Source organism: Photobacterium sp. S4TG1, from assembly GCF_036040035.1.
Lineage (GTDB): Bacteria > Pseudomonadota > Gammaproteobacteria > Enterobacterales > Vibrionaceae > Photobacterium.
This window is the reverse complement of sequence record NZ_JAYXUH010000001.1, coordinates 622,988-645,909: the sequence shown is the minus strand read 5'-3', so window position 1 is coordinate 645,909 and position 22,922 is coordinate 622,988. Positions and strand designations below refer to the sequence as shown.

Below are 22,922 nucleotides of genomic sequence, written 5' to 3'. Positions count from 1 at the left end.
ATGATCGCAATGTTTTATTTTATGAGACGATATGGCGTTGCTGCTTAATGGACAGTAAACATTATCCTTGTAAATTTTTATCCTATGTTAATTGGCTGTCAGATCGTTAAATTAAAAATTAAAAACGACAGCGAAGGAGTTCTTGCGTGGATTTGGCAACACTTATCGGATTGGTTGGGTCATTCGCTTTTATTTTAATGGCAATGTTGGTGGGCGGCGATTTAGTGATGTTTGCCGATACCTCCTCGGTGTTAATTGTTTTTGGTGGCAGTTTATTTATCGTGCTGATGAAATACAACATTAGTCAATTTTTTGGCGCAGCTAAAATTGCGGCTAAAGCGTTTATATTTAAAACGGATAAACCCGATGATCTTATTGCGCAAATTGTCACCATGGCAGATTCTGCTCGTAAAGGCGGTTTTTTAGCATTGGAAGAGATGGAAGTAGAAAACCCATTTTTACGTAAAGGCATTGATTTGTTGGTTGATGGTCATGATGCGGACACGGTAAGGATGATATTAAGAAAAGATATAGCATTGACCAATGAGCGTCATGAACAAGGGGCTAGTATTTTTTCTGCATTAGGGGATGTTGCTCCTGCAATGGGAATGATAGGAACACTCATCGGTTTGGTGGCGATGCTATCGAATATGGATGATCCTAAGTCAATTGGGCCGGCAATGGCGGTGGCATTGTTAACTACATTATATGGTTCTATTTTGGCTAACATGGTGGCTTTGCCTATCGCTGATAAATTAATGCTGCGTAAAAATGAAGAACGGTTGAATCGACTATTGATTCTTGATGGTGTGTTAGCGATTCAAGAAGGTCAAAACCCACGTGTTATTGATAGTTATTTAAAAAATTATCTGCATGAGAAAAAGCGTCGTATTAATTTTGATGAATAAGAGTGGATGATGGATTCTTTACCACCGCAACAGAAAAAAGGTGCTCCGGCATGGATGGCTACTTTTGCTGATCTTGCGACCTTGTTGATGTGCTTTTTCGTATTATTGTTGTCGTTCTCTGAAATGGATGTACTTAAATTTCAGCAAATTGCTGGATCGATGAAAAATGCTTTTGGGGTTCAAAATGTATTAAACGTGAATGATATTCCTAAAGGTACCAGTGTTATTGCACAAGAGTTTCGACCAGGACGACCAGAGCCAACACCGATTGAAGTGATAATGCAACAGACAATCGATATTACTAAGCGTTCCTTAGATTTTCATGATGGTTTGAATGAACGTGATGGTGGAATGCGTAAAGAGGATACAACCTCAAACAATGGTCCAAGTGAGCATTCTGAACATGAACAGCAAGCACAAATGCAAGCGCAGTCACAAACGGCTCAAGTCTTAACTCAAGCTTTAGCGCGAGAAATTAGTGACAATACGGTTGAGGTTGAAGCATTTGGGCAGCAATTGGTCATTCGAATTAAAGAAAAAGGTGCATTTCCTGAAGGTTCTGCCTTTTTACAACCTAAATTTATTCCTCTTATTAAACAAGTCACAGAGTTAGTCAAAGATGTTCCAGGCATTATTCGTATTAGTGGCCATACTGATAATCTCCCATTAGATTCTGAGCTTTATCGTTCAAATTGGGATATTTCATCGCAACGAGCGGTATCTGTCGCACAGGTTATGGAACAAGTAAAAGGGTTTGATAGAAAGCGAATGCAAGTTGTGGGAATGGCAGATACTGCACCTATTGCGAATAATAAAACCGCTGAGGGACGAAGTAGAAACCGCCGAGTTGAAATCTCAATTGTACAAGGGCGACCTCATTATTCTGAAGAAGTGAGTGCTGACAAGAAATAAGTGAGCCGTGTTTTTTCGTGATGATATTTGCTGGTTGATGTGATTATGACTAAGGTAAACACAGTATAAACACCAATAACATGCGCGAGCTTGAGCAAGATAAGTTGTGCTGTTCGTATATCCTTGTTCCAGTAGCAGGCACCTTGCTGTATAATTCGCGCCTTTAATTCCGTTTGGTACTTTATTCTGTTTGGTACTTTAGACCCAGTAAAGCGAAGTGTGTTATGAAATTTATAGTTAAACCACATCCAGAGATTTTTGTTAAAAGTGACTCAGTACGTAAGCGTTTTATCAAAATTCTTGAGTCTAACCTGCGCATTATTTTAAAGCGTCAGTCTGAGTCTGTTAGTGTTTATAATCGTCGCTTTTCATTAGAAGTGAACGAACCTGATGAAACTAAACGTGAGATGGTGCTTGCTGCTTTAACGCAAACGCCTGGTATTCACCATTCACTTGAAGTTCAACAGACGGAATTTACTGATCTTCATAATATCTTTGAGCAAACACTTGCCCTTGTTGGTGATAGCCTTGAAGGTAAGACATTCTGTGTACGCGCGAAACGTGTTGGTCAACATGACTTCACTTCAATTGAAGCTGAGCGTTATGTTGGTGGTGGTCTTAACCAAGCGATTGAATCTGCAAAAGTTAGACTGAAAAAACCTGACGTTACTGTTAACATTGAAATTGAGCATAATCTGCTTAACCAAGTGTTATTCCGCCATAAAGGCCTAGGTGGTTTCCCTCTAGGTACGCAAGAAGACGTATTAAGCCTTATTTCTGGTGGCTTTGACTCAGGTGTTTCAAGTTACCTTCATATTAAGCGTGGTAGTAAAGTACATTACTGCTTCTTTAATCTTGGTGGCCCTGTACATGAGATTGGTGTTAAGCAAGTTGCACACTTCTTATGGAAAAAATACGGTTCATCCGCCAAAGTTAAATTTATCGCTGTTGATTTTGATCCTGTTGTTGGCGAGATCTTAGAAAAAGTCGATGATGGTCAAATGGGTGTGATCCTAAAACGTATGTTTATGCGTGCTGCGGGTCGTGTCGCTGAGAAGTTTGGTATTCAGGCATTAGTAACAGGTGAAGCGTTAGGTCAGGTTTCAAGCCAAACGCTAACGAACTTGCGCCATATTGATAATGTAACCGATACTTTAATTCTGCGTCCGCTGATCAACTGGGACAAAGAAGATATTATCGATGTTTCTCGTCAGATTGGTACTGAAGATTTTGCTGCAACCATGCCAGAGTTTTGTGGTGTGATTTCAAAGAGCCCAACAGTCAAAGCTGTAAAATCAAAGCTTGAAATTGAAGAAGCGAAATTTGATTTTACTATTCTGGATCGCGTTATAGATGAGGCACGAGTGATGGATATTCGTGAAATCGAAAAACAGAGCCAAGAACAAGCCCCTGAAGTTGAATTAGTTGAGCATATCTCAGCTGATGCTGTTGTACTTGATATTCGTAGTCCAGATGAAGAAGACGAAAGTCCGCTAGAGCTTGACGGTGTGGAAGTAAAACATATTCCATTCTACAAGTTAGCGACTCAGTTTGGTGATTTACCAAAAGAGAAGACTTACTTACTTTACTGTGCTCATGGTGTGATGAGTCGTTTACAAGCGCTATACTTGAAAGAGAATGGCTTTGAGAACGTTAAAGTTTATCGCCCACTATAATTTAATTTATGTCACGTGTGCGGAGCTAATACCGCGCTTGTGATATCAAAAAGCCCTCAATGATCTGATCACTGAGGGCTTTTTTATACTTCACTTTTTAATCTGTCACTAAGAGAATGATCGCAATTGGTATTAACGTTCAGGCATAACATCGTAATGCATGTTTGGCCACACCACCATTGATTCGGCAATAGCGGCTGTTGTGGCTTTATTAGTTAGTTGAGTCACAATATCAAGTGCAAATTCTTGTGCTGTACCTGGACCCTGGCTAGTCAGTAAGTGAGCATGCTTGTCATAGACAACACGTTTAGGACGCAATTGTGGTGCTGGAATTTGATCATGAAAAGCCGGATGACAAGTCATTAACGCTTTAGGAAACATGTCATTGGCTGCAAACATAATGGCTGGTGTTGCACAAATTGCGGCAATCAATTTGCCATCATAGTGGTGCTGTTTAACAAATTCGACCACTAATGGGCTATCACGAAAATGCTCAGCTCCGGCAACGCCGCCGGGTAATACAACTGCATCAAATTGTTCATCAGCAATCGTAATTAATGCAGTATCAGCAACCAGTTTAATGCCTCGTGAACCTTCAATAATTAATCCGCCATCTTCTGCGGCACTCGCAACAATGACCTCAAATTGAGCCCGTTTTAAAATAGAAATGGTATTAATTGCTTCCATTTCTTCACTGCCAGGGGCAATACAAACAACGACGCGAGGACATAACTCAGGCATGGTCTAGTGACTCCATGTGTTTAATAGCCTGCCATAATTGATAATTAATTGGAGTATCAATGTTATGGCGTTGGGCTTGTTGAACTAAATACCCATTAATATAATCGATTTCAGTGAGTCGATGATGAAAAATGTCACGATTCATGGATGAATAGTTACTGGCTGTTGCTTTAATAACATTATCAACTTGGTGGCGTAGCTGTTGTTGAGTAGTTGCAAAGCCTTCCGCTGTCATAACTTGTGCCACTTCTAAACAAATACCATCGAGTTGTGATTGGTAGCAAGGACGGGCTAAATCGCCATTACAGCATTGATGGATAGCTGTCAGTGGATTGATGGCACAATTGATGGCCAGTTTTTGCCATAGCGGCTGATAGATATTAGCTTGCCACTGCGCAGGTGCTAAAGCACCATCAAACAGAGTGACTATATGGGACTGAGATTGTGCAGGATCATTGATAGCGCCCAGTGAGGTTTGCCCTAAGCCTGTGTGCTGAATGGTTGTTGGGGTGGGTTTAAAGGCAGCTTGAGAGGTCGTGGCATAGATAATCGGGTTATGGGGTAATAATTGCTGAACTTGTTGCTGGCTACCAATGCCATTATGCATAATTACCACAATACAATCAGGGCTTAGATAAGGTAATAGTGGTGTGAGTGCAGCGGTTACTTGAAAGGCTTTGACAGTAACAATTAACAGTTCACAAGCGGCGAGCTCATCTGTGCTATTACAGCTAAAAGAATAGCTATTCGTGGTTGCTGGTGTTGTTAATTCATTAAAGTGCAGCGTTGCTTTGGTTTCAGAGTTTCTGGTCCATAACTGCACATTGTGTCGTTGTTGGGTTAATTTTATGGCCCATAATGCACCAATAGCACCAGCACCTAGCAGAGTTATGTTCACAGTTTAATCCGTTATTAGCTTAATTTGTTGCATGATAACATTGTGGCTAATTACAGCGATCAAAAAAGGCGCTATCAGCGCCTTTTTTATGGTGTTATACCGTCAGCTTAGAACTTGTAAGATAGGCTGAAGTATTGTGAAACACCTGATGATTTAAGACCGAAAGTACCATCATCAATACCGTAGACATTGTGGTAAGCTTTTAGACCGTAACCAACTGCGTAGCGATCAGTGTGCCATACGATACCGTTGTACATCACGCCGCCATTGCTTGCTGATGTGTATTCTTTCTTCATACCAAATTGGTAATCAATGTAACCTTGGTAAGAGATGAAAGTACCGTTTTCAAAGGTGTAAACCGGCTTGAACCAGTTAGTCGATACTTGGTAACCGTTCCAGTCTTTAACGTTCATGTCATATAGTGAGTAAACGTTAAAGCCCATTTTACCTAACCATGGCACTTCAATATCAGACCCTAGACCAACGAAGTAATTGTTTACGCCGCCGTTGTTACCGCCCCAGTTAAATAGTGTTGCTACATAAAGTTCTTTTACTGGGCCGAAAGATAGATCTTTACCTGTTAATGCGTCAAGAGAGATGCGTGGCGCAAATTTCATGAACATTTTATCGTCTGCAGATGTTTTATCGCTGCTATCAGAGTTTGTTAGGTTAAATACATCAACATAACCATAAAGGTCAAAAATTCCTGAACGACCACCAAACTCCATCTCTAAGTAATCGTGACCTGTATGTGCATCTGCAGGGCGAGGTAATTCTTTTAACGCGTACATTAGGTTGAACTGCATCCACTTATAATCATTTTTGTGGATGTTGTCAGAGTAATCTGCTGCATTAGCTAACGAAGGAAGTGCTGTTGCTGCTAAAACGCTGAATGCTACTAGTGATTTGCGCATCTTTTTATCTCGCTCATGTTGATCTAGATAGATGGTGGGATTTGGCCGCCCCGTTTGTTGGCGCTGATTCTAGTGCTTTATTACACGTTTGGGAATGAAACGTTTGCGCAATCCTTTACCATTTGTGATCGCGATCTAGTGTAATCGATTACATTAGTTAAAAGTGTGATATTGATCCATTGAATATCAATAAGAATGAACTTTAATTTATCTTGGCTGACTAACTTCAGCTCGATAATAATGATTAGTTTTAGCAGGAAAGATCAAAAGCTAGCTGTGATGGCCAGCCTTTGAGATTGAGTAAGTTAAATGACTTATTTTATCAAGATGGGCGGGTAGGCTCGGCAATAATATTAAGTGCTGAATTATTGGCTAGCATACGGATCAGTATTAATACGGGTACTCCCATTAAGGCGGTGGTTAAGAAAAAAACATTGTAACCAAAGTGATCAATATAGACGCCCGAAAACCCCGCAAGGAATTTAGGGAATAATACCATTATCGAGCTAAATAACGCATATTGAGTCGCAGAGAATGCCACATTGGTTAAGCTTGACATAAAAGTAATAAAGGCCGCAGTAGCAATGCCTGCCCCAAGATTATCTGCCGAAATAACCAATGTCAGCATTTCAAGATTATTACCGACATAGCTAAACATAATAAATAACAAGTTAGTAATAGCTGATAGCAGTGCGCCTAATGCTAATATTTTTAGTGTTCCAAATTTACTGACTAAAATACCGCCTAATCCTGCGCCAGCAATGGTCATTGCGACTCCAAATACTTTTGATATTGAAGCGACTTCATTTTTAGTAAAGCCCATATCGACATAGAACACATTCGCCATTACGCCCATCACAATATCTGAAATACGGTAACAACTGATTAATAACAGTATGAGTAGTGCATTTTTACCGTAGCGCTGAAAAAAGTCTCGAAACGGCATGATCACCGCAGTGTAGAACCAAGCACTTAAATTTGCGTGATGCTTATTATAGCCTTTATTAATAAGTTCTTGTTTGTAATTGGCTTCAATGGTGTTGATAGCGCTGTTATCTATGGTTGGCTCTTTGACAATAAGGGTGGTGATCACCCCGATAAGCATCATAGCTGCCATAATGAAATAGGCACTTTTCCAACCACTAGGATCGTAACCAGAATCAGATCCAAACCAGGCGGCAAAAGCGAGAGCGCCAGCACCTGCCATGATCATCGCTAAACGGTAACCGGCTAAATAGGTTGCTGACAATGCGGCCTGCATGCGTTCTGTTGCAAGTTCAATACGAAAGGCATCGATAACAATATCTTGGGTTGCAGAAGCAAATGCAACCAGAATGGCAAAAAGGGCGAATTGAAACAGGTCTGTTTGTGGATTACTTAATGCCATGCCGCATAAAGATAAAATAATCACAATTTGTGAAAATAACATCCACCCGCGACGCCGGCCAAATAAGTGGGAAAAAAGAGGTAAAGGAAAACGATCGACCAGAGGGGACCATGCCCATTTAAAGCCATAAGCTAAGGCGACCCAACTGAAAAATCCAATGCTTGTTTTACTCACATCGGCTTCACGTAGCCAAAAAGACAGAGTACCAAAGACTAATAAGATTGGTAATCCTGATGAAAATCCAAGTGCTAACATGATCAAGGCTTTAGGGTTGGCGTAGACTCGCCAACCTTGGGTGTCTGCTTGAGGTGTCGCTTTATCCATATATTCCTCTGGAAATCAAGGTCACAATACTTGTTGCTAGCGTACTGAAGATTTGAAATTTTTATTGTAAAACGAAAGCTTAGCAGCTCTCAAATTTTTACGCATTGACTTGATGATTCTCAGACAAATATTTTACTATTTAATTCTATTTTTGGCTCTATTTACGCAAATTAATTCCATTACGGGCGATTTATCTGCGTAATTTTAGGGCAAGGTCCAATATTGAGTAAATAGCAGCTAAGTGTGGCGACTTTGTGCTGAATAAAGCGATTTCCCATTAATTGATAATCATTAATGCCGCTTAATGTTTCTATTAACAACCAATAACTAGCTTCATATTGGTTTGCAGGTTGTGGATTGTCGTAAGGAAGCATCCACCATTGGGCTAATTGGTGATTAAATAAATTTTGTAGTTGGATATAAGTAATTTGACCGTGACTAGCTGCGATGGCATTGAGGGCTAAGATAGGGGCATTATCGACAACAAACTGTTGTAAATGCTGTTCTTGAGTCGGAATTGAGGCACGATTATAAGCAAGTGTTAACATAGATGTCACCTGTTACGTGAGTGATCACGTACAGGTGACGTAATCACATTATTTAATGACTTTCATGGCTTCAATAATAATCGGTTGTTGTGGAATATCGCTCATACCTGTTTGTGGGTTTGAGGTTGTCGGTATCGTTGCCATTTTTTCAACAACAGGGAAGCCTTTTATTACCTTACCAAATACAGCATAGCCTGTTCGGTTGCCTTGAGTATTTAAGAACGCATTATTTGCGAGGTTGATATAAAATTGGCGCGTAGCGGAATTGGGATTTTGAGTACGTGCCATTGCAATGGTTGCGATATCATTTGGTAAGCCGTTATCCGCTTCATTTTTGATTGGCGGGTAGCTTGAGCGTTGTTTTAGTGCTTTATCAAAACCACCACCTTGTGCCATAAAGCCAGGAATGACGCGATGAAAAATAGTACCAACATAGCTGCCATCATCAACATAACGTAAAAAGTTTTTGGTCGTGATTGGTGCCTTTGCTTCATTTAATTCAACGGTGAAATTACCAATATTAGTTGTTACCAATACTTTGGTCGCAGCACTAACGGGTAAGGCAATCAATAAGCATAAAGCTAATAAAAAACGCGACATTATACATTCTCCTTAAGGTATTTATTTAATTCACTATCATTAGCGATTTCATGAAGTACGGAATTCATGAGTTTATTCATGCTGGTTGCAATCTCTTTATTTGATACAGTGAGTGCATCTTCACGACTTGAGCGACCTGTATAACGCTTAGAAAATTGTCCATTAGGCGTACTTACTGTTAGCTGTAATTGCAGTTCACTGTGCATATCATATTTTACTAGCCCTTGTTCAACAGTGACTAATGCTTTTTCAACTTTAACAGCCATTGTTGATGTTGCATTGTCAGCAATGTTAAAGCCTTGGCCTGTCAGTTGTTGTGCTAAAGCTTGACGTAATGTTAACGATATTGGCTGTTGTGGCTGAATGACTTGAACATTTTCAGTGCTGCCATTATCAATAACTGCAATATAGCTATTTGGTGCTTGATCAACACAAGTAAGGTTAAGTGCTTTATTATTTGCCCATGGCTGCGAGGTAAAGACAGCTGTCGGCATTAATGCAACGGGCGCTGGTGGTGTCGTTGCGCATGCGCTTAATACCAATGTTGATACTAGAACAACGTATTTTTTGATCATAAAGCATTCCCTTTGCCTATTTTGTTAAGAAAAGTTATTACTGCTATTTTAGTTTTGATTTAAACAACAATTACTCGTGGCTTATTTTACTGCTCGTAATACGACAAATTTATCATTATTACCAATGGTGTCGACCTTGGCGAAAATACGGCTTAATTTTTCATGGTATTTGAGCTGACGATTACCAATGATAATGAGCTCTCCATGTTGACGTAATATTCGCTGAGCATCACAGAACATTTGCCAGGCAATATGATCGGTAATGGTATTGTTCTGATGAAATGGTGGGTTACATAACACCAGATCTGCACTTTGATTGTCAAAGTTATCGAGGCAATTTGATGCAATTACGTTAAATTTTTCTGTCGTTGGCAGATTTAACTGCGCATTCTCACGACAAGATGCAACAGCCATAAAACTTTCATCAACACAGGTAATATTGGCATTTGGGTTTAATCGAGCCGCTTTAATACCAATAACACCATTACCACAACCAAGGTCAATAATGTCGTTATATTGTACTTTTGATGGAATGAAATCTAATAAAAATCTGCCGCCAATATCTAAACTATCACTTGAGAATACATTAGCATAATTAGTCATCGTCAAATCATGATCAGGTACTGTCCACGTTGTTGGTTGTGGCATTGGTGCTGCTAATGATTTATTGACGTTAGTAAAAATTAATCGTGCTTTTTTAACCGCTAATGATGTTTTGGTTTCCCCTAAATATTTTTCAAATAATTTTAAGGTTGAAGAGTGAATCTCTTTCACTTTACCTGCGGTAATAACCACACAATCTTGAGGTAATAAATGACAAAGTTGCTGTAACTGCCAACTTAAGAGGCGGTTATTTTTAGGTTGCTTAATGAGTATTAACTGTGGATCAACAGGTAAATCAGCGAGGCAATCAATAATTGCGACAGACGGTAATTCATTTACGCTGAGGTTATTTATAATAGCTTGCTGGGTAATGAAGGAATCTGTCACCGTTGTTACTGGTGCTTGATTTGCGAACCAACAACTTAATGCACCAAAATTATCATTGAGAATGAGTACGGGCCGTTGAGGATCAAGATCCATTGTATGACAATGATTGATCAAATATTCATCTGCGGCATCCCATGCTTGCAGGGTTTCATTTTTGCGTACAGGGAAACGGGTTAACGTTAACGTACGTTGATGCAAGGTTAGCTCTGGTTTCATTAAGAATAACTTTCGAGTATGTTGACGAAGAAATAATAGAGCATTTTCGCAGAACAGTGAAAAGCTTGAAAGGAAATCTATCAAGTTAACGCCATAATAATGAGGAATTGTTATTATCGGTGCTGAAAATCCGCTTTTTTAGTTGAGGACATTATGATTCAACCCCAAATCGAAGCAAAATTAAACCACAATTTTATGCCTGTTCATCTTGAGGTTATCAATGAAAGCTACATGCATAACGTTCCTGAAGGTGCAGAAAGTCATTTTAAAGTCGTTGTCGTGAGCGCGCAGTTTGAAGGTCAGCGCCTTATTACTCGACATCGCGCTGTAAATCAGTGTTTAGCTGATGAATTAGCAAATCATATTCATGCACTTGCGATTCATACTTATACTGAATTTGAATGGCAGCAGCAACTGCATGCCCCCGCATCACCACACTGCCATGGTGGTTCAACATTAGATAATTGATAAGAGTGTCTATAATTATAAGAGTCGTTAATAAGACGGCTTTTTTCTTATAGCATTTTGCAGTGGTTATTGTCTTACTTATTACTTAGCTGTGTTGTTGCTTGATTGTTAATGTTATGGTTTGGATAAGACTGACTATCACATGGTTATTGATAAGTTTGTATTTATGTTGACATCATGTGTTATTGGGTGTTTTTTTTTACAGCAATGTTAAATAAATCGTTGGGTTTGGAATTTAATATTTATGTGAAAAAATCCCGTAAATGTGCAGTTGATCATGTTTATTAGTTAATAAACCTATTGCGTCTTATTTGTTGCTTGGTTTTCACACGGAATCGCGTGGATTACCATAGAAAAAACGAGTTAATTAATGGTAGAATCGCGGGCTGAAAAATTACTCGCGCATTAATGTTTGTGGCGCGATAGTTAACTGGATGTTGCGATACGGAGTCGTTCAGTGGTTTCTTCCACTGCCTGTTCATCGATATCAGGCCAAGGAACGTAGTATCTTAATTACGCAATATGAAAATTCTTTTTTCCCTTTAATGTAGTGCAAGTGCGTATGATTACAATAAAAAAGGGTTTGGATATCCCAATTTCAGGGACTCCAGCCCAGGCGATACATGATGGTAATGCCATCTCTAAAGTCGCCTTGCTTGGCGAAGAATATGTTGGTATGCGTCCTACAATGCATACTCGCGTAGGGGATGTAGTGAAAAAAGGTCAGGTTCTTTTTGAAGATAAAAAGAATCCTGGTGTTAAGTTCACTGCACCGGCTAGCGGCAAGGTAATAGAAGTTAACCGTGGTGCTAAGCGCGTTCTACAGTCAGTTGTTATTGCTGTAGAAGGTGATGAGCAAATCACGTTTAACAAATATGATGCAGCACAATTAGCACAGTTAAGCCGTGCAGTTGTGGTTGATCAATTAGTTGAATCAGGTATGTGGACAGCGCTTCGTACGCGCCCGTTCAGTAAGGTACCGGCTGTTGGTTCAGAGTCGAAAGCGATTTTTGTTACTGCAATGGATACCAATCCATTAGCGGCTAACCCTGAAGTTATCATCAATGAGCAAAATGAAGCGTTCATTGCCGGTTTAACTGTGCTTTCACGTTTAACCAGTGGCAAAGTTTACGTATGTAAATCAGGTGCAAGCCTACCTCGTTCAGCTGAAGCGAATGTTGAAGAGCACGTATTTAACGGTCCACACCCAGCAGGTCTAGCCGGTACACATATTCATATGTTGTTCGGTGCAGACACGAAAAATATTGCGTGGAACATTAACTACCAAGACGTAATTGCGTTCGGTAAGTTATTCCTCACTGGTGAAATTTTCACTGATCGTGTTGTCGCGCTAGCTGGTCCTGTTGTGACTAATCCTCGTTTAGTACGTACTCGAATCGGTGCTTCTATTTCTGACTTAACTGATTCAGAAATGATGCCTGGCCAACTACGTGTTCTATCAGGTTCAGTACTTAACGGTGTTAAAGCTGAAGGTGTTCATGGATACCTTGGTCGTTACCACTTACAAGTTTCTGCTTTACGTGAAGGCTATGAGAAAGAATTCTTAGGCTGGATTGTACCTGGTAAGAACAAGTTTTCTGTTACTCGTGCCTTCATGAGCCAGTTCTTCCCTGGTCAGTTGTTTAACATGACAACAACGACAAATGGTAGTGAACGTGCCATGGTGCCAATCGGCAATTACGAAAAAGTAATGCCGCTTGATATTGAACCAACATTATTACTGCGCGATATCTGTGCAGGTGATATTGACAGTGCACAACAATTGGGCCTTTTAGAACTAGATGAAGAAGATCTAGCACTATGTACGTTCGTGTGCCCTGGTAAATATGAGTTTGGTCCAATGATGCGTGAGTGTTTGGACAAAATTGAGAAGGAAGGGTAATTCATGGGTTTCAAGAATTTCCTCGAAGATATCGAGCACCACTTTGAACCAGGTGGTAAGCATGAGCGTTGGTTTGCGTTATATGAAGCGTTTGCCACTCTTATGTATACGCCAGGACAAGTGACGCGTTCATCTGCGCACGTTCGTGACAGTATCGACCTAAAACGTATCATGATCATGGTATGGTTTGCGGTATTCCCAGCAATGTTCTGGGGTATGTATAACGTGGGTGATCAAGCAATTGCTGGTCTTAACCACCTGTACACTGCAGACAAACTAACAGCAGTTATTGCTGCTGACTGGCATTACTGGTTTACCCAGATGCTAGGCGGCACGCTATCAGCATCCGCTGGTTGGGGTAGCAAGATGCTACTTGGTGCAACTTACTTCTTACCTATCTACGCAGTTGTTTTTGCGGTAGGTGGCTTCTGGGAAGTGTTGTTCTGTATGGTGCGTAAGCATGAAGTTAACGAAGGTTTCTTTGTAACTTCTATTCTGTTTGCATTGATCGTTCCGCCAACACTACCACTTTGGCAAGCAGCTTTAGGTATTACCTTTGGTGTTGTTGTCGCAAAAGAAATTTTTGGTGGTACCGGTCGTAACTTCCTTAACCCAGCACTTGCTGGTCGTGCTTTCCTATTCTTCGCATACCCAGGTCAGATTTCTGGTGACCTAGTATGGAATGCGGCAGATGGTTTCTCAGGCGCGACACCACTAAGTCAGTGGTCTCAAGGTGGTCAAGCAGACGTAGTTAATACTATTACTGGTCAATCAATTACTTGGATGGACGCATTTGTTGGTCATCTTCCAGGTTCAATTGGTGAAGTATCAACACTTGCTATCCTTATCGGTGGCCTGTTTATTGTTGTTATGGGCATTGCTTCATGGCGTATCATCGCTGGTACAATGATCGGTATGATCGTTGCTGCAACGCTATTTAACATTATTGGTTCTGATACTAACCCAATGTTCAACATGCCTTGGCAGTGGCACCTAGTTCTAGGTGGTTTTGCATTTGGTATGATGTTTATGGCGACAGATCCAGTGTCGGCTGCGTTTACCAATAAAGCAAAATGGTGGTATGGCGCACTGATCGGTGCAATGGCTGTAATGGTTCGTGTAGTTAACCCTGCATATCCAGAAGGTATGATGCTAGCGATTCTATTTGCTAACCTATTTGCACCTCTATTTGACAACCTAGTTGTTCAAGGCAACATCAAACGGAGACTGGCTCGTCATGGCAAGTAATAAGGATAGCTTCTCAAGAACGCTGATTTTTGTAGTTGTATTGAGCCTTGTGTGTTCAATCATCGTATCTACAGCAGCAGTTGTTCTGCGTCCAAAACAGCAAGAAAATGCAGTACTTGACGTACAACGCAACATTCTTGCTGTTGCAGGTCTGCTAAATAAAGACACTAACATTAAGCAAACATATAACCAGTTTATCGAGCCTAAGCTTGTAAACATTAATACGGGTAATTATGTTGCGGAAGTTGCTGGCGAAAATGCAGCTAAATATAATCAACGTGACGCTGCGAAGAATGATAAAGAATCTATCAAACTTCCAGCTAACGAAGATTTAGCAAAGATCATTCGTCGTGCAAATGTGGCGACTGTTTATCTTGTTAAAGATGCAGCTGGTACGTTAACTAAAGTGATCCTACCTATTCACGGTAATGGTTTATGGTCAATGATGTATGCATTCGTTGCTGTTGCAACCGATGGTAATACTATTGACGGCATCACTTACTACGATCAGGCGGAAACTCCTGGACTCGGTGGTGAAGTTGAAAACCCAACATGGCGTGAGCAGTTTGTTGGTAAGAAGTTGTATGATATGAACTTCAAACCTGCAATTAAAATCCTTAAGGGTGGTGCACCTGTAGGTACTGATCACCAAGTTGATGGTCTTTCTGGTGCAACGCTAACAAGTAACGGCGTACAGCATACCTTCGATTTCTGGTTCGGTGCACAGGGCTTTGGTCCTTACCTTGCTAAGTTACGTGCAGGAGATCTGAATAATGGCTGATACTAAAGAAATGAAAAAGATCCTATTTGGACCTTTTATCAGCAATAACCCAATTGCATTACAAATTCTTGGTGTTTGTTCAGCGTTAGCGGTAACTACTAAGTTAGAAACTGCGTTTGTAATGACAATTGCAGTGACATTGGTAACTGCATTTTCGAACTTCTTCGTATCATTAGTTCGTAATCAAATTCCAAACAGCGTGCGTATTATTGCGCAAATGGCGATTATCGCATCATTGGTAATCGTGGTTGACGAAGTATTACGTGCATACCTTTACGATGTATCAAAGCAGCTATCTGTATTCGTTGGTTTGATCATTACTAACTGTATCGTAATGGGCCGTGCGGAAGCATACGCAATGAAATCTGCACCAGTACCTGCATTCATTGATGGTATCGGTAATGGTTTAGGTTACGGTTTTGTACTTATTACTGTGGCTTTCTTCCGTGAGCTTTTAGGCTCAGGTAAGTTATTTGGTATGCAGGTATTGCCTCTAGCTTCTGATGGCGGTTGGTATCACCCGAACGGTCTAATGCTGTTGGCTCCTTCTGCGTTCTTCCTAATTGGTTTCATGATCTGGATTATTCGTACTTTCCGTCCAGAACAAGTAGAAGCGAAGGAGTAAGAGGAATATGGAACATTATATTAGCCTATTGATTCGCTCGATCTTTATCGAGAACATGGCATTATCTTTCTTCTTGGGTATGTGTACTTTCCTAGCGGTGTCTAAGAAAGTTAAGACCTCTTTTGGTCTAGGTGTTGCGGTAATCGTAGTACTGACACTATCTGTACCGTTAAACAATCTTGTGTACAACTATGTACTTAAAGATGGTGCAATTTTCCCAGGTGTTGACCTTAGCTTCTTGAACTTTATTACGTTCATTGGTGTGATCGCAGCATTGGTTCAGATCCTTGAAATGGTTCTTGATCGCTTCTTCCCGCCACTATACAACGCGCTAGGTATTTTCTTACCGTTGATCACAGTTAACTGTGCAATCTTCGGTGGTGTATCTTTCATGGTGCAACGTGATTACAACTTCACAGAATCAATCGTCTACGGCTTCGGCTCTGGTGTTGGTTGGATGTTGGCAATTGTTGCGCTTGCGGGTATTCGTGAGAAGATGAAATACTCAGATGTACCTGCGGGTCTTCGTGGTTTAGGTATTACCTTTATCACTGTTGGTCTTATGGCGTTAGGCTTTATGTCTTTCTCTGGCGTACAGCTGTAATCAGGATAAGGAAGGAATAGTCAATGGATATTATTCTTGGCGTAGGCATGTTTACCTTGATTATCCTGGCTCTAGTTTTAGTGATTTTATTCGCTAAATCTAAGCTAGTACCATCAGGTGACATTACTATCTCAGTAAACGGCGATCCAGAAAAAGCGATCACTACAGGTGCGGGCGGTAAACTACTGAATGCACTTTCTGCTAACGGTATTTTCGTATCATCAGCATGTGGTGGCGGTGGCTCTTGTGGCCAGTGTCGTGTAAAAGTTAAATCTGGTGGTGGTGATATTCTACCAACAGAGCTTGATCACATTTCTAAAGGTGAAGCACGTGAAGGCGAACGTCTAGCGTGTCAGGTTAACGTTAAATCTGACATGGACATCGAGCTTCCTGAAGAAATTTTTGGTGTGAAGAAGTGGGAATGTTCTGTTATTTCTAACGATAACAAAGCAACCTTCATTAAAGAGCTTAAGCTTCAAATTCCTGATGGCGAAACAGTACCTTTCCGTGCTGGTGGTTACATTCAGATTGAAGCACCGGCTCACCACATTAAATACTCAGACTTTGATGTACCAGAAGAGTACCGTGGCGACTGGGATAAGTTTAACTTGTTCCGCTACGAGTCTAAGGTTGATGAAGATATCATCCGTGCTTACTCAATGGCTAACTACCCAGAAGAGTTCGGTATTATTATGCTAAATGTGCGTATTGCTACGCCGCCGCCTAATAATCCAGATGTTGCTCCTGGTCAAATGTCATCATTCATCTGGTCACTTAAAGAAGGTGACAAGTGTACTATTTCAGGTCCTTTTGGTGAGTTCTTCGCGAAAGAAACTGAAAATGAAATGGTATTCGTAGGTGGTGGTGCAGGTATGGCGCCAATGCGTTCACATATCTTCGACCAACTTAAGCGTCTACACTCTAAGCGTAAGATGTCTTACTGGTACGGTGCTCGTTCTAAGCGTGAAATGTTCTATGAAGAGGATTTTGATGCACTAGCTGCTGAGAACCCTAACTTTGTATGGCATTGTGCGCTATCAGATCCACAGCCTGAAGATAACTGGGATGGTTACACTGGCTTTATTCACAACGTTCTTTATGAAAACTACTTACGTGATCATGAAGCACCTGAAGATTGTGAGTACTACATGTGTGGTCCACCAATGATGAACGCAGCTGTTATCAGTATGCTGAAAGATCTTGGTGTTGAAGATGAAAACATCCTATTGGATGATTTCGGTGGCTAATTATTAGCCCTTCGCCTTGAAAGAAGGCTGGCCTATTAAGGCCAGCCTTTTTCATTATTAATGAATAATAATGTTATTTTTATTGTGGTTATTATCAGTTAGTAATGACTAACTATGGTCCCTAGAGTAAAAATTACCTTTATTTCATTGGAGTAGTTGAATGAAAATGTTCCTTATTCGGGCTGTATTTGTGATTACAGCATTGTTAGCGCTTGCCGGCTGTAGTGATCAGCGTCAGCAAATCACTATTAATGGCTCGACAATGGGAACCTATTATTCAATTAAAATAATAAATCAAGATGGTTTGCCAACAGCAAAAGAAATTCAAAAAGAGATCGATCGTCGTTTAGAGTTAGTTAACGATCAAATGTCGACTTACCGTCCAAATTCAGAATTAAGTTTATTTAATCAAGCGCCAGCCAATAAAGCTTTTCCTGTCTCTGCGGCAACCGCGAAAGTGATCACTGAAGCCTTACGTATCTCTAAGGTTAGTAATGGTGCTTATGATGTGACTGTTGGACCTGTGGTTAATTTATGGAGCTTTGGTCCTGAAGCACGCCCTGAATCAATTCCAACCGATAAAGAAGTGACGACTCGCTTATCTGAAGTGGGTTATCAGCATGTGAAAGTTTTACCTGATAATAAACTTATTAAAGATGAAGCTAAGTTATATGTCGATTTATCATCAATCGCTAAAGGCTATGGTGTTGATGTGGTTGCTGATTATCTAAAAGATGATTTACACGTTAAAAACTTCATGGTTGATGTCGGTGGTGAGCTTCGCTTGCAAGGTAAAAATCAAGCCAATGTTTTATGGCGTATTGCTGTTGAAAAACCAGTAGAGAATGAACGTGCGGTACAAGAAATTCTTCAGGCGGGTGATATGGCGATTGCAACATCAGGTGATTATCGTAATTACTTTGATGAAAATGGCGTACGTTATTCACACTTGATTAACCCTAAAACTGGCCGTCCTATTGATAATCATGTAGTGTCGGTAACTGTTATTGCGCCATCATGCATGACGGCAGATGCTTATGCGACAACCTTCTCTGTAATGGGTGAGGATGAATCAATTGCACTAGCAAACCAAGAAAATATTCCTGTTATGTTGATTGTAAAAACCAAAGATGGCTTTGTTGAATACAAATCAAAGACTTTTGAGCAATACGTAGATAAAAAATAATAGAGGCTTCCATGGCAATTTATTTAGTAACATTTGCTGTTTTTCTACTGGTTATTATTGCAATGGCAGTAGGGTATATTTTTCAGCGTAAGTCTGTTAGTGGTAGTTGTGGCGGTTTAGACGGCATTGGTATCGCAAAAGAATGTGATTGCCCTGAACCGTGTGATGCACGTAAAAAACGAGAAGCTCGTGCTGCACGTCAGGCTGAATGGAAGAAAAATCAGATTATATAATCGGTTTTAATCACATAATGTAAGTTATTGCTTACTCTGAAACCTAGGTGCGACAACGAATTTGTCATGCCTGGGTTTTTTTATGGGTGTAATTTAAGTGAAATCCAAGCCGATACAAAGTGCAGTGATGTAGCTTCTGTTACATTATCCATCGCCCTATTTTTAAAAATGGTCATTGCTATATTGGCACTGATTCAGTAAATTGGCGTATAATGACTGTATATAAAAACAGTTATTTGCTGTGTTCATTGATGAGTATTTACTGTGACTAATCCATTGCCTACCCAACGTAAAATTATCCATGTTGATATGGATTGCTTTTATGCGGCTGTAGAAATGCGCGATAACCCGGCTTTACGTGATATTCCAATTGCTATTGGTGGGCGTTCAGAGCAGCGTGGAGTTGTAAGCACATGTAATTATCTCGCCCGTAAATATGGGGTGCATTCAGCAATGCCGACTGCACAAGCAATGAAATTGTGCCCGCATTTAACGCTAGTACATGGACGAATGGAAATATATCGCCAAGTTTCTCAGCAAATACGGGCTATCTTTGCCCGCTATACCGATAAAATAGAACCATTGTCATTAGATGAAGCTTATTTAGATGTCAGTGATTGTGAGATGTTGCATGGCTCTGCAACCTTGATTGCACAACATATTCGACAAGCAATAGAACAAGAGTTACAGCTAACAGCATCAGCAGGCATTGCACCGGTTAAATTTATTGCAAAAGTGGCATCTGATCTCAATAAGCCCAATGGTCAATATGTAGTAACCCCTGAACAAGTCGATGACTTTGTTGCTGAGCTTAAATTGGAAAAAATTCCTGGGGTAGGGAAAGTCACTATTCAAAAACTGCATCAACAGGGGTTGTTTGTTGGGCGTGATGTACAAAATTATGCGCAACAGCAGCTATTACAGCAGTTTGGTAAGTTTGGACACTCATTATGGTTGCGTGCTCATGGCATTGATGAGCGTGAAGTGATTGTGGAACGTCAGCGTAAATCTGTCGGAGTTGAACGTACGTTTAATAAAAACATAGCCAGTTATGACGAATGTTGGCAGGTTATTGAGCACTTACATTTAGAGCTTGAACAACGATTGAAAAAAGTACGTCCACAACTGAATATTGCTAAACAAGGGGTAAAATTAAAATTTGCCGATTTTCAGCAAACAACAGTAGAGCATAGTTGCCCGTTATTGGATAAACAGCAATTTATACCACTGCTAGCAGAAGCACTGACACGTCAACAAGGACGAGAAATACGTCTTATTGGGTTAAGTGTGGGCTTAGAACAAGGTTTAAAAGCACAACAGTTATCATTTAGTTTTGATAATAATAAAGACTAATGCACCTCAATAAAAAACGGGCACGAGGCCCGTTTTGAATTCATACTTCAATTATTCGTGTTATTTTTTAACAGGAATATTTTTCAGAATCGCTAGCATTTGATCCCAGAACATTTGTACTGTATCAATTTTCACTTTCTCATCTGGAGAGTGAGGGAATTTGATTGTTGGGCCAAAAGATAACATATCCATCTCAGGGTATGGTTCTTTAAATAGGCCACACTCAAGACCGGCGTGGATCACCATGATATTAGGTTTATTACCATACATCTGCTGGTAGGTATCACGGAATACTTGCATGATTTCAGAATCAGCATCAGGTTTCCAACCAGGGTATGCGCCAGATGAAACACACTGTGCGCCAGTAAGTGCCGCTAATGATTGCAACATACTTTCAACGTAGCTACGACCAGAGTCGATCAATGAACGAATCAGACATAAGATCGTTACTGTGTTTGTTTCTGTAGTGATTACACCCATGTTTAATGATGTTTCTACTACGCCTTCAATATCATCGCTCATGCGAATAACACCGTTAGGACAAACATTTAATGTATGCATTAAACGTGTTTGATCAGCCAGTACCATAACATCGCTAGGTTGTGCACATGCTTCAGTAAATAAGGTAATGTCAGTTTCAACATGGCCTAATTCAGCACTAACGATTTGTTGGTAATGAGCAAATAATGCATTAAGCTTATCGATATTTGCCGCTGGTAATGTTGCAACAACGCTTGCTTCACGTGGTAGAGCATTACGTAAGCTACCACCAGTGAAATTGTTGATACGTAAATCAAGCTCATTAGCATGAGCGACAAAGAAACGTGCCATTATTTTATTTGCGTTACCACGACCAGTATGAATATCACAGCCTGAGTGACCGCCTTTTAGGCCTTTCACAACTAATTTAATTGCTTGATGTTCAGCCGGAACAGCTTCGCGTTGAATATCAACGGTCAACGCAACATCAACACCGCCTGCGCAACCCATGTAAACTTCGCCTTCTTGCTCAGAGTCAGTATTCAATAGAATATCACCCTCAAGCCAGCCTGCTTCCAAACCAAAAGCACCTGTCATGCCTGTTTCTTCATCGATGGTTAATAATACTTCTAATGGACCATGTTCGATGTCTTTAGCCGCTAGAATAGCAAGGCAAGTAGCCATACCCATGCCATTGTCTGCACCTAGCGTCGTGCCTGTTGCTGTTACCCATTCGCCATCAATAAATGGCAGAATTGGATCTTGAGTAAAGTCGTGAACAGTGTCTTCATTTTTTTGAGGCACCATATCAATGTGTGCTTGAAGTACTACGCCTTTACGGTTTTCCATGCCAGCTGTTGCTGGTTTTTTAATAATAACATTGCCCGTATTATCACGACGAACATCTAACCCTTCAGCTTGTGCGAACGACACAATGTATTGCGCTAGTTGCTCTTCATATTTAGAAGGGTGAGGAATTGAACAAATCTTATCAAAGAAATGCCAAACAGCTTTTGGTGATAGTTGAGTAATTTCAGACACGGTAGCCTTCCTTTTAATATACGAGACTGGGCTAGTGTCATTTTGTAGGGTTTTAGCCGTAAAATGACAAAATTAGTAGCGAGTATTTTTATCGCCTTGGTTTTAGCATATCACTCTGCCTTTAGGGGGGATAGGGCAAATAATAAAATCTTATAGCACGGATTTCTGAGATTATTACGCCATTGGTGACGCAACTCTTAATCATTATTGCGATGTGTATTTTATATGATCAAATGTGCCAAAAAACATCCCAAAAGAGAGATGTTGAAATATAACTAAATAATAATGTAATAAATTTACACTAAAAGCCATACCTCAAGCAGAAAAAGCAAAAAGTGTGATCTACTTAAAAAAAACGTTGTAAATTTACTTCATTTTGGCTATAGTTTAGTCACGCCTGATTAATTGGCACAATGATTAACACGACACGTTCAGGACGAACTCGAGATATCGCCTCCAAGGAACCGAGAATAAGTGAGCCGCGATGGCAAGCCACCAACGATGACGTTGGTGTACTTATGACTAAGGTGATTTAAATGAAAATTTTTTCTTCAATGACACATTTTTGGAATAACCGTACTGTATATACAAGTAACTTCCATTACCCAACGCCGTACCGTTACTAATTAGCTTTTATTGTTTTGTTGCTTTCAACGAAACAAATGCAAGTTTGTTCATCCCCTTAAATTAAGAATATCTCGATAACACTATCCAGTTATCTGCAACATTCTGCCGCCACTTCCCTTTGAAGTGGCGTTTTTTTAGCTGCTTTTCATGTTATATCCTCATTTTCATTCTGGCTATTGGCTTTAATTAACCTCTATTTAGTGGTTTAAAAATTAAATGCTCAAAAAATAGACATAAGTATTATTTTTTTAATGTACTGATAAATATACTTTAAATAGACATCTCTTAGGTTATGTAAATACAAAGAGTTATTGTTTTACGCTTTTCAACGATAAAATCTGGAAATTGCGTGATCGCATGATTATAATCAGCCCCGAAATGGATTGCGCAATCGTTTTCTATTTCTTGGCGTTGTTTGTTACTTTATTGCGTATCTC

22 protein-coding genes are annotated in these 22,922 nt (G+C 40.1%); 13 read left to right on the top strand and 9 right to left on the bottom strand.

All coding sequences use genetic code 11. The features are described 5' to 3' along the window. Positions 1-146: 146 nt before the first annotated feature. From pomA to thiI, 3 genes are all read left to right on the top strand, one after another. A complete protein-coding gene (pomA, locus tag VXS03_RS03140) occupies positions 147-908 on the top strand; it encodes a flagellar motor protein PomA (protein ID WP_080157137.1) in 762 nt (253 codons plus the stop codon). Positions 909-917: 9 nt separating this feature from the next. Continuing rightward, on the top strand, positions 918-1,820 hold the full coding sequence (locus VXS03_RS03135; RefSeq protein WP_327762038.1) for a flagellar motor protein MotB: 903 nt from the start codon (positions 918-920) through the stop codon (positions 1,818-1,820). Positions 1,821-2,044: 224 nt separating this feature from the next. Continuing rightward, on the top strand, positions 2,045-3,496 hold the full coding sequence (gene thiI, locus VXS03_RS03130; RefSeq protein WP_327761921.1) for a tRNA uracil 4-sulfurtransferase ThiI: 1,452 nt from the start codon (positions 2,045-2,047) through the stop codon (positions 3,494-3,496). Positions 3,497-3,628: 132 nt separating this feature from the next. On the opposite strand, the gene VXS03_RS03125 is transcribed toward thiI, so the two are convergent. From VXS03_RS03125 to VXS03_RS03090, 8 genes are all read right to left on the bottom strand, one after another. Then, on the bottom strand, positions 3,629-4,237 hold the full coding sequence (locus tag VXS03_RS03125) for a DJ-1 family glyoxalase III (protein ID WP_327761920.1): 609 nt from the start codon (positions 4,235-4,237) through the stop codon (positions 3,629-3,631). Further along, positions 4,230-5,135 (bottom strand): 2-dehydropantoate 2-reductase, encoded by a 906-nt coding sequence (panE, locus tag VXS03_RS03120; RefSeq protein WP_327761919.1) that lies wholly within the window; start codon positions 5,133-5,135, stop codon positions 4,230-4,232. The genes VXS03_RS03125 and panE overlap by 8 nt, the downstream gene beginning before the upstream one ends. 107 nt (positions 5,136-5,242) lie before the next feature. Next, on the bottom strand, positions 5,243-6,049 hold the full coding sequence (locus VXS03_RS03115; RefSeq protein ID WP_327761918.1) for a nucleoside-specific channel-forming Tsx family protein: 807 nt from the start codon (positions 6,047-6,049) through the stop codon (positions 5,243-5,245). A gap of 322 nt (positions 6,050-6,371) precedes the next feature. After that, positions 6,372-7,760 carry an AmpG family muropeptide MFS transporter gene (locus tag VXS03_RS03110; protein WP_327761917.1) on the bottom strand — a complete coding sequence of 463 codons (1,389 nt, stop codon included), beginning with the start codon at positions 7,758-7,760 and terminating at the stop codon, positions 6,372-6,374. A gap of 179 nt (positions 7,761-7,939) precedes the next feature. Continuing rightward, entirely contained in the window at positions 7,940-8,308 is a 369-nt protein-coding gene (locus VXS03_RS03105; protein ID WP_327761916.1) for a hypothetical protein, read from the bottom strand. 48 nt (positions 8,309-8,356) lie between these two features. Further along, positions 8,357-8,908, bottom strand: coding sequence for a peptidylprolyl isomerase (locus tag VXS03_RS03100; RefSeq protein WP_327761915.1), 552 nt, complete (start codon positions 8,906-8,908; stop codon positions 8,357-8,359). Next, positions 8,908-9,483: a YajG family lipoprotein gene (locus VXS03_RS03095; RefSeq protein WP_327761914.1), complete on the bottom strand. Its 576-nt coding sequence runs from the start codon at positions 9,481-9,483 to the stop codon at positions 8,908-8,910. Before VXS03_RS03095 ends, VXS03_RS03100 begins: the two co-directional genes overlap by 1 nt. 81 nt (positions 9,484-9,564) lie before the next feature. After that, positions 9,565-10,689, bottom strand: coding sequence for a methyltransferase (locus tag VXS03_RS03090; protein ID WP_327762036.1), 1,125 nt, complete (start codon positions 10,687-10,689; stop codon positions 9,565-9,567). A gap of 153 nt (positions 10,690-10,842) precedes the next feature. On the opposite strand from VXS03_RS03090, the gene bolA reads away from it, so the two are divergent. The 10 genes from bolA to dinB all read left to right on the top strand — a co-directional run bounded on the left by bolA (position 10,843) and on the right by dinB (position 20,337). Continuing rightward, positions 10,843-11,157: a transcriptional regulator BolA gene (gene bolA, locus VXS03_RS03085; protein ID WP_327761913.1), complete on the top strand. Its 315-nt coding sequence runs from the start codon at positions 10,843-10,845 to the stop codon at positions 11,155-11,157. Between the two features lie 562 nt (positions 11,158-11,719). Next, on the top strand, positions 11,720-13,060 hold the full coding sequence (locus VXS03_RS03080; protein WP_327761912.1) for a Na(+)-translocating NADH-quinone reductase subunit A: 1,341 nt from the start codon (positions 11,720-11,722) through the stop codon (positions 13,058-13,060). Positions 13,061-13,063: 3 nt separating this feature from the next. Further along, positions 13,064-14,308 (top strand): NADH:ubiquinone reductase (Na(+)-transporting) subunit B, encoded by a 1,245-nt coding sequence (locus tag VXS03_RS03075; protein ID WP_327761911.1) that lies wholly within the window; start codon positions 13,064-13,066, stop codon positions 14,306-14,308. Then, positions 14,298-15,089 (top strand): Na(+)-translocating NADH-quinone reductase subunit C, encoded by a 792-nt coding sequence (locus VXS03_RS03070; RefSeq protein ID WP_080157108.1) that lies wholly within the window; start codon positions 14,298-14,300, stop codon positions 15,087-15,089. The genes VXS03_RS03075 and VXS03_RS03070 overlap by 11 nt, the downstream gene beginning before the upstream one ends. Beyond that, positions 15,082-15,714 carry an NADH:ubiquinone reductase (Na(+)-transporting) subunit D gene (locus tag VXS03_RS03065; RefSeq protein ID WP_065166531.1) on the top strand — a complete coding sequence of 211 codons (633 nt, stop codon included), beginning with the start codon at positions 15,082-15,084 and terminating at the stop codon, positions 15,712-15,714. The genes VXS03_RS03070 and VXS03_RS03065 overlap by 8 nt, the downstream gene beginning before the upstream one ends. 7 nt (positions 15,715-15,721) lie before the next feature. After that, positions 15,722-16,318 (top strand): NADH:ubiquinone reductase (Na(+)-transporting) subunit E, encoded by a 597-nt coding sequence (gene nqrE / locus VXS03_RS03060; protein WP_060999503.1) that lies wholly within the window; start codon positions 15,722-15,724, stop codon positions 16,316-16,318. 23 nt (positions 16,319-16,341) lie between these two features. Further along, complete coding sequence (nqrF, locus tag VXS03_RS03055) at positions 16,342-17,565, top strand: NADH:ubiquinone reductase (Na(+)-transporting) subunit F (RefSeq protein WP_327761909.1); 1,224 nt, start codon at positions 16,342-16,344, stop codon at positions 17,563-17,565. Positions 17,566-17,725: 160 nt separating this feature from the next. Then, positions 17,726-18,751 carry an FAD:protein FMN transferase gene (locus VXS03_RS03050; RefSeq protein ID WP_080157104.1) on the top strand — a complete coding sequence of 342 codons (1,026 nt, stop codon included), beginning with the start codon at positions 17,726-17,728 and terminating at the stop codon, positions 18,749-18,751. 11 nt (positions 18,752-18,762) lie between these two features. Then, a complete protein-coding gene (gene nqrM, locus VXS03_RS03045) occupies positions 18,763-18,984 on the top strand; it encodes a (Na+)-NQR maturation NqrM (protein WP_036795773.1) in 222 nt (73 codons plus the stop codon). Positions 18,985-19,248: 264 nt separating this feature from the next. Next, a complete protein-coding gene (gene dinB / locus VXS03_RS03040; RefSeq protein WP_327761908.1) occupies positions 19,249-20,337 on the top strand; it encodes a DNA polymerase IV in 1,089 nt (362 codons plus the stop codon). Positions 20,338-20,397: 60 nt separating this feature from the next. Here the strand turns inward: dinB and VXS03_RS03035 are convergent, their stop codons facing one another. Next, positions 20,398-21,858, bottom strand: a complete 1,461-nt coding sequence (locus VXS03_RS03035) for an aminoacyl-histidine dipeptidase (RefSeq protein WP_327761907.1) — start codon at positions 21,856-21,858, stop codon at positions 20,398-20,400. Positions 21,859-22,922 lie beyond the last annotated feature (1,064 nt).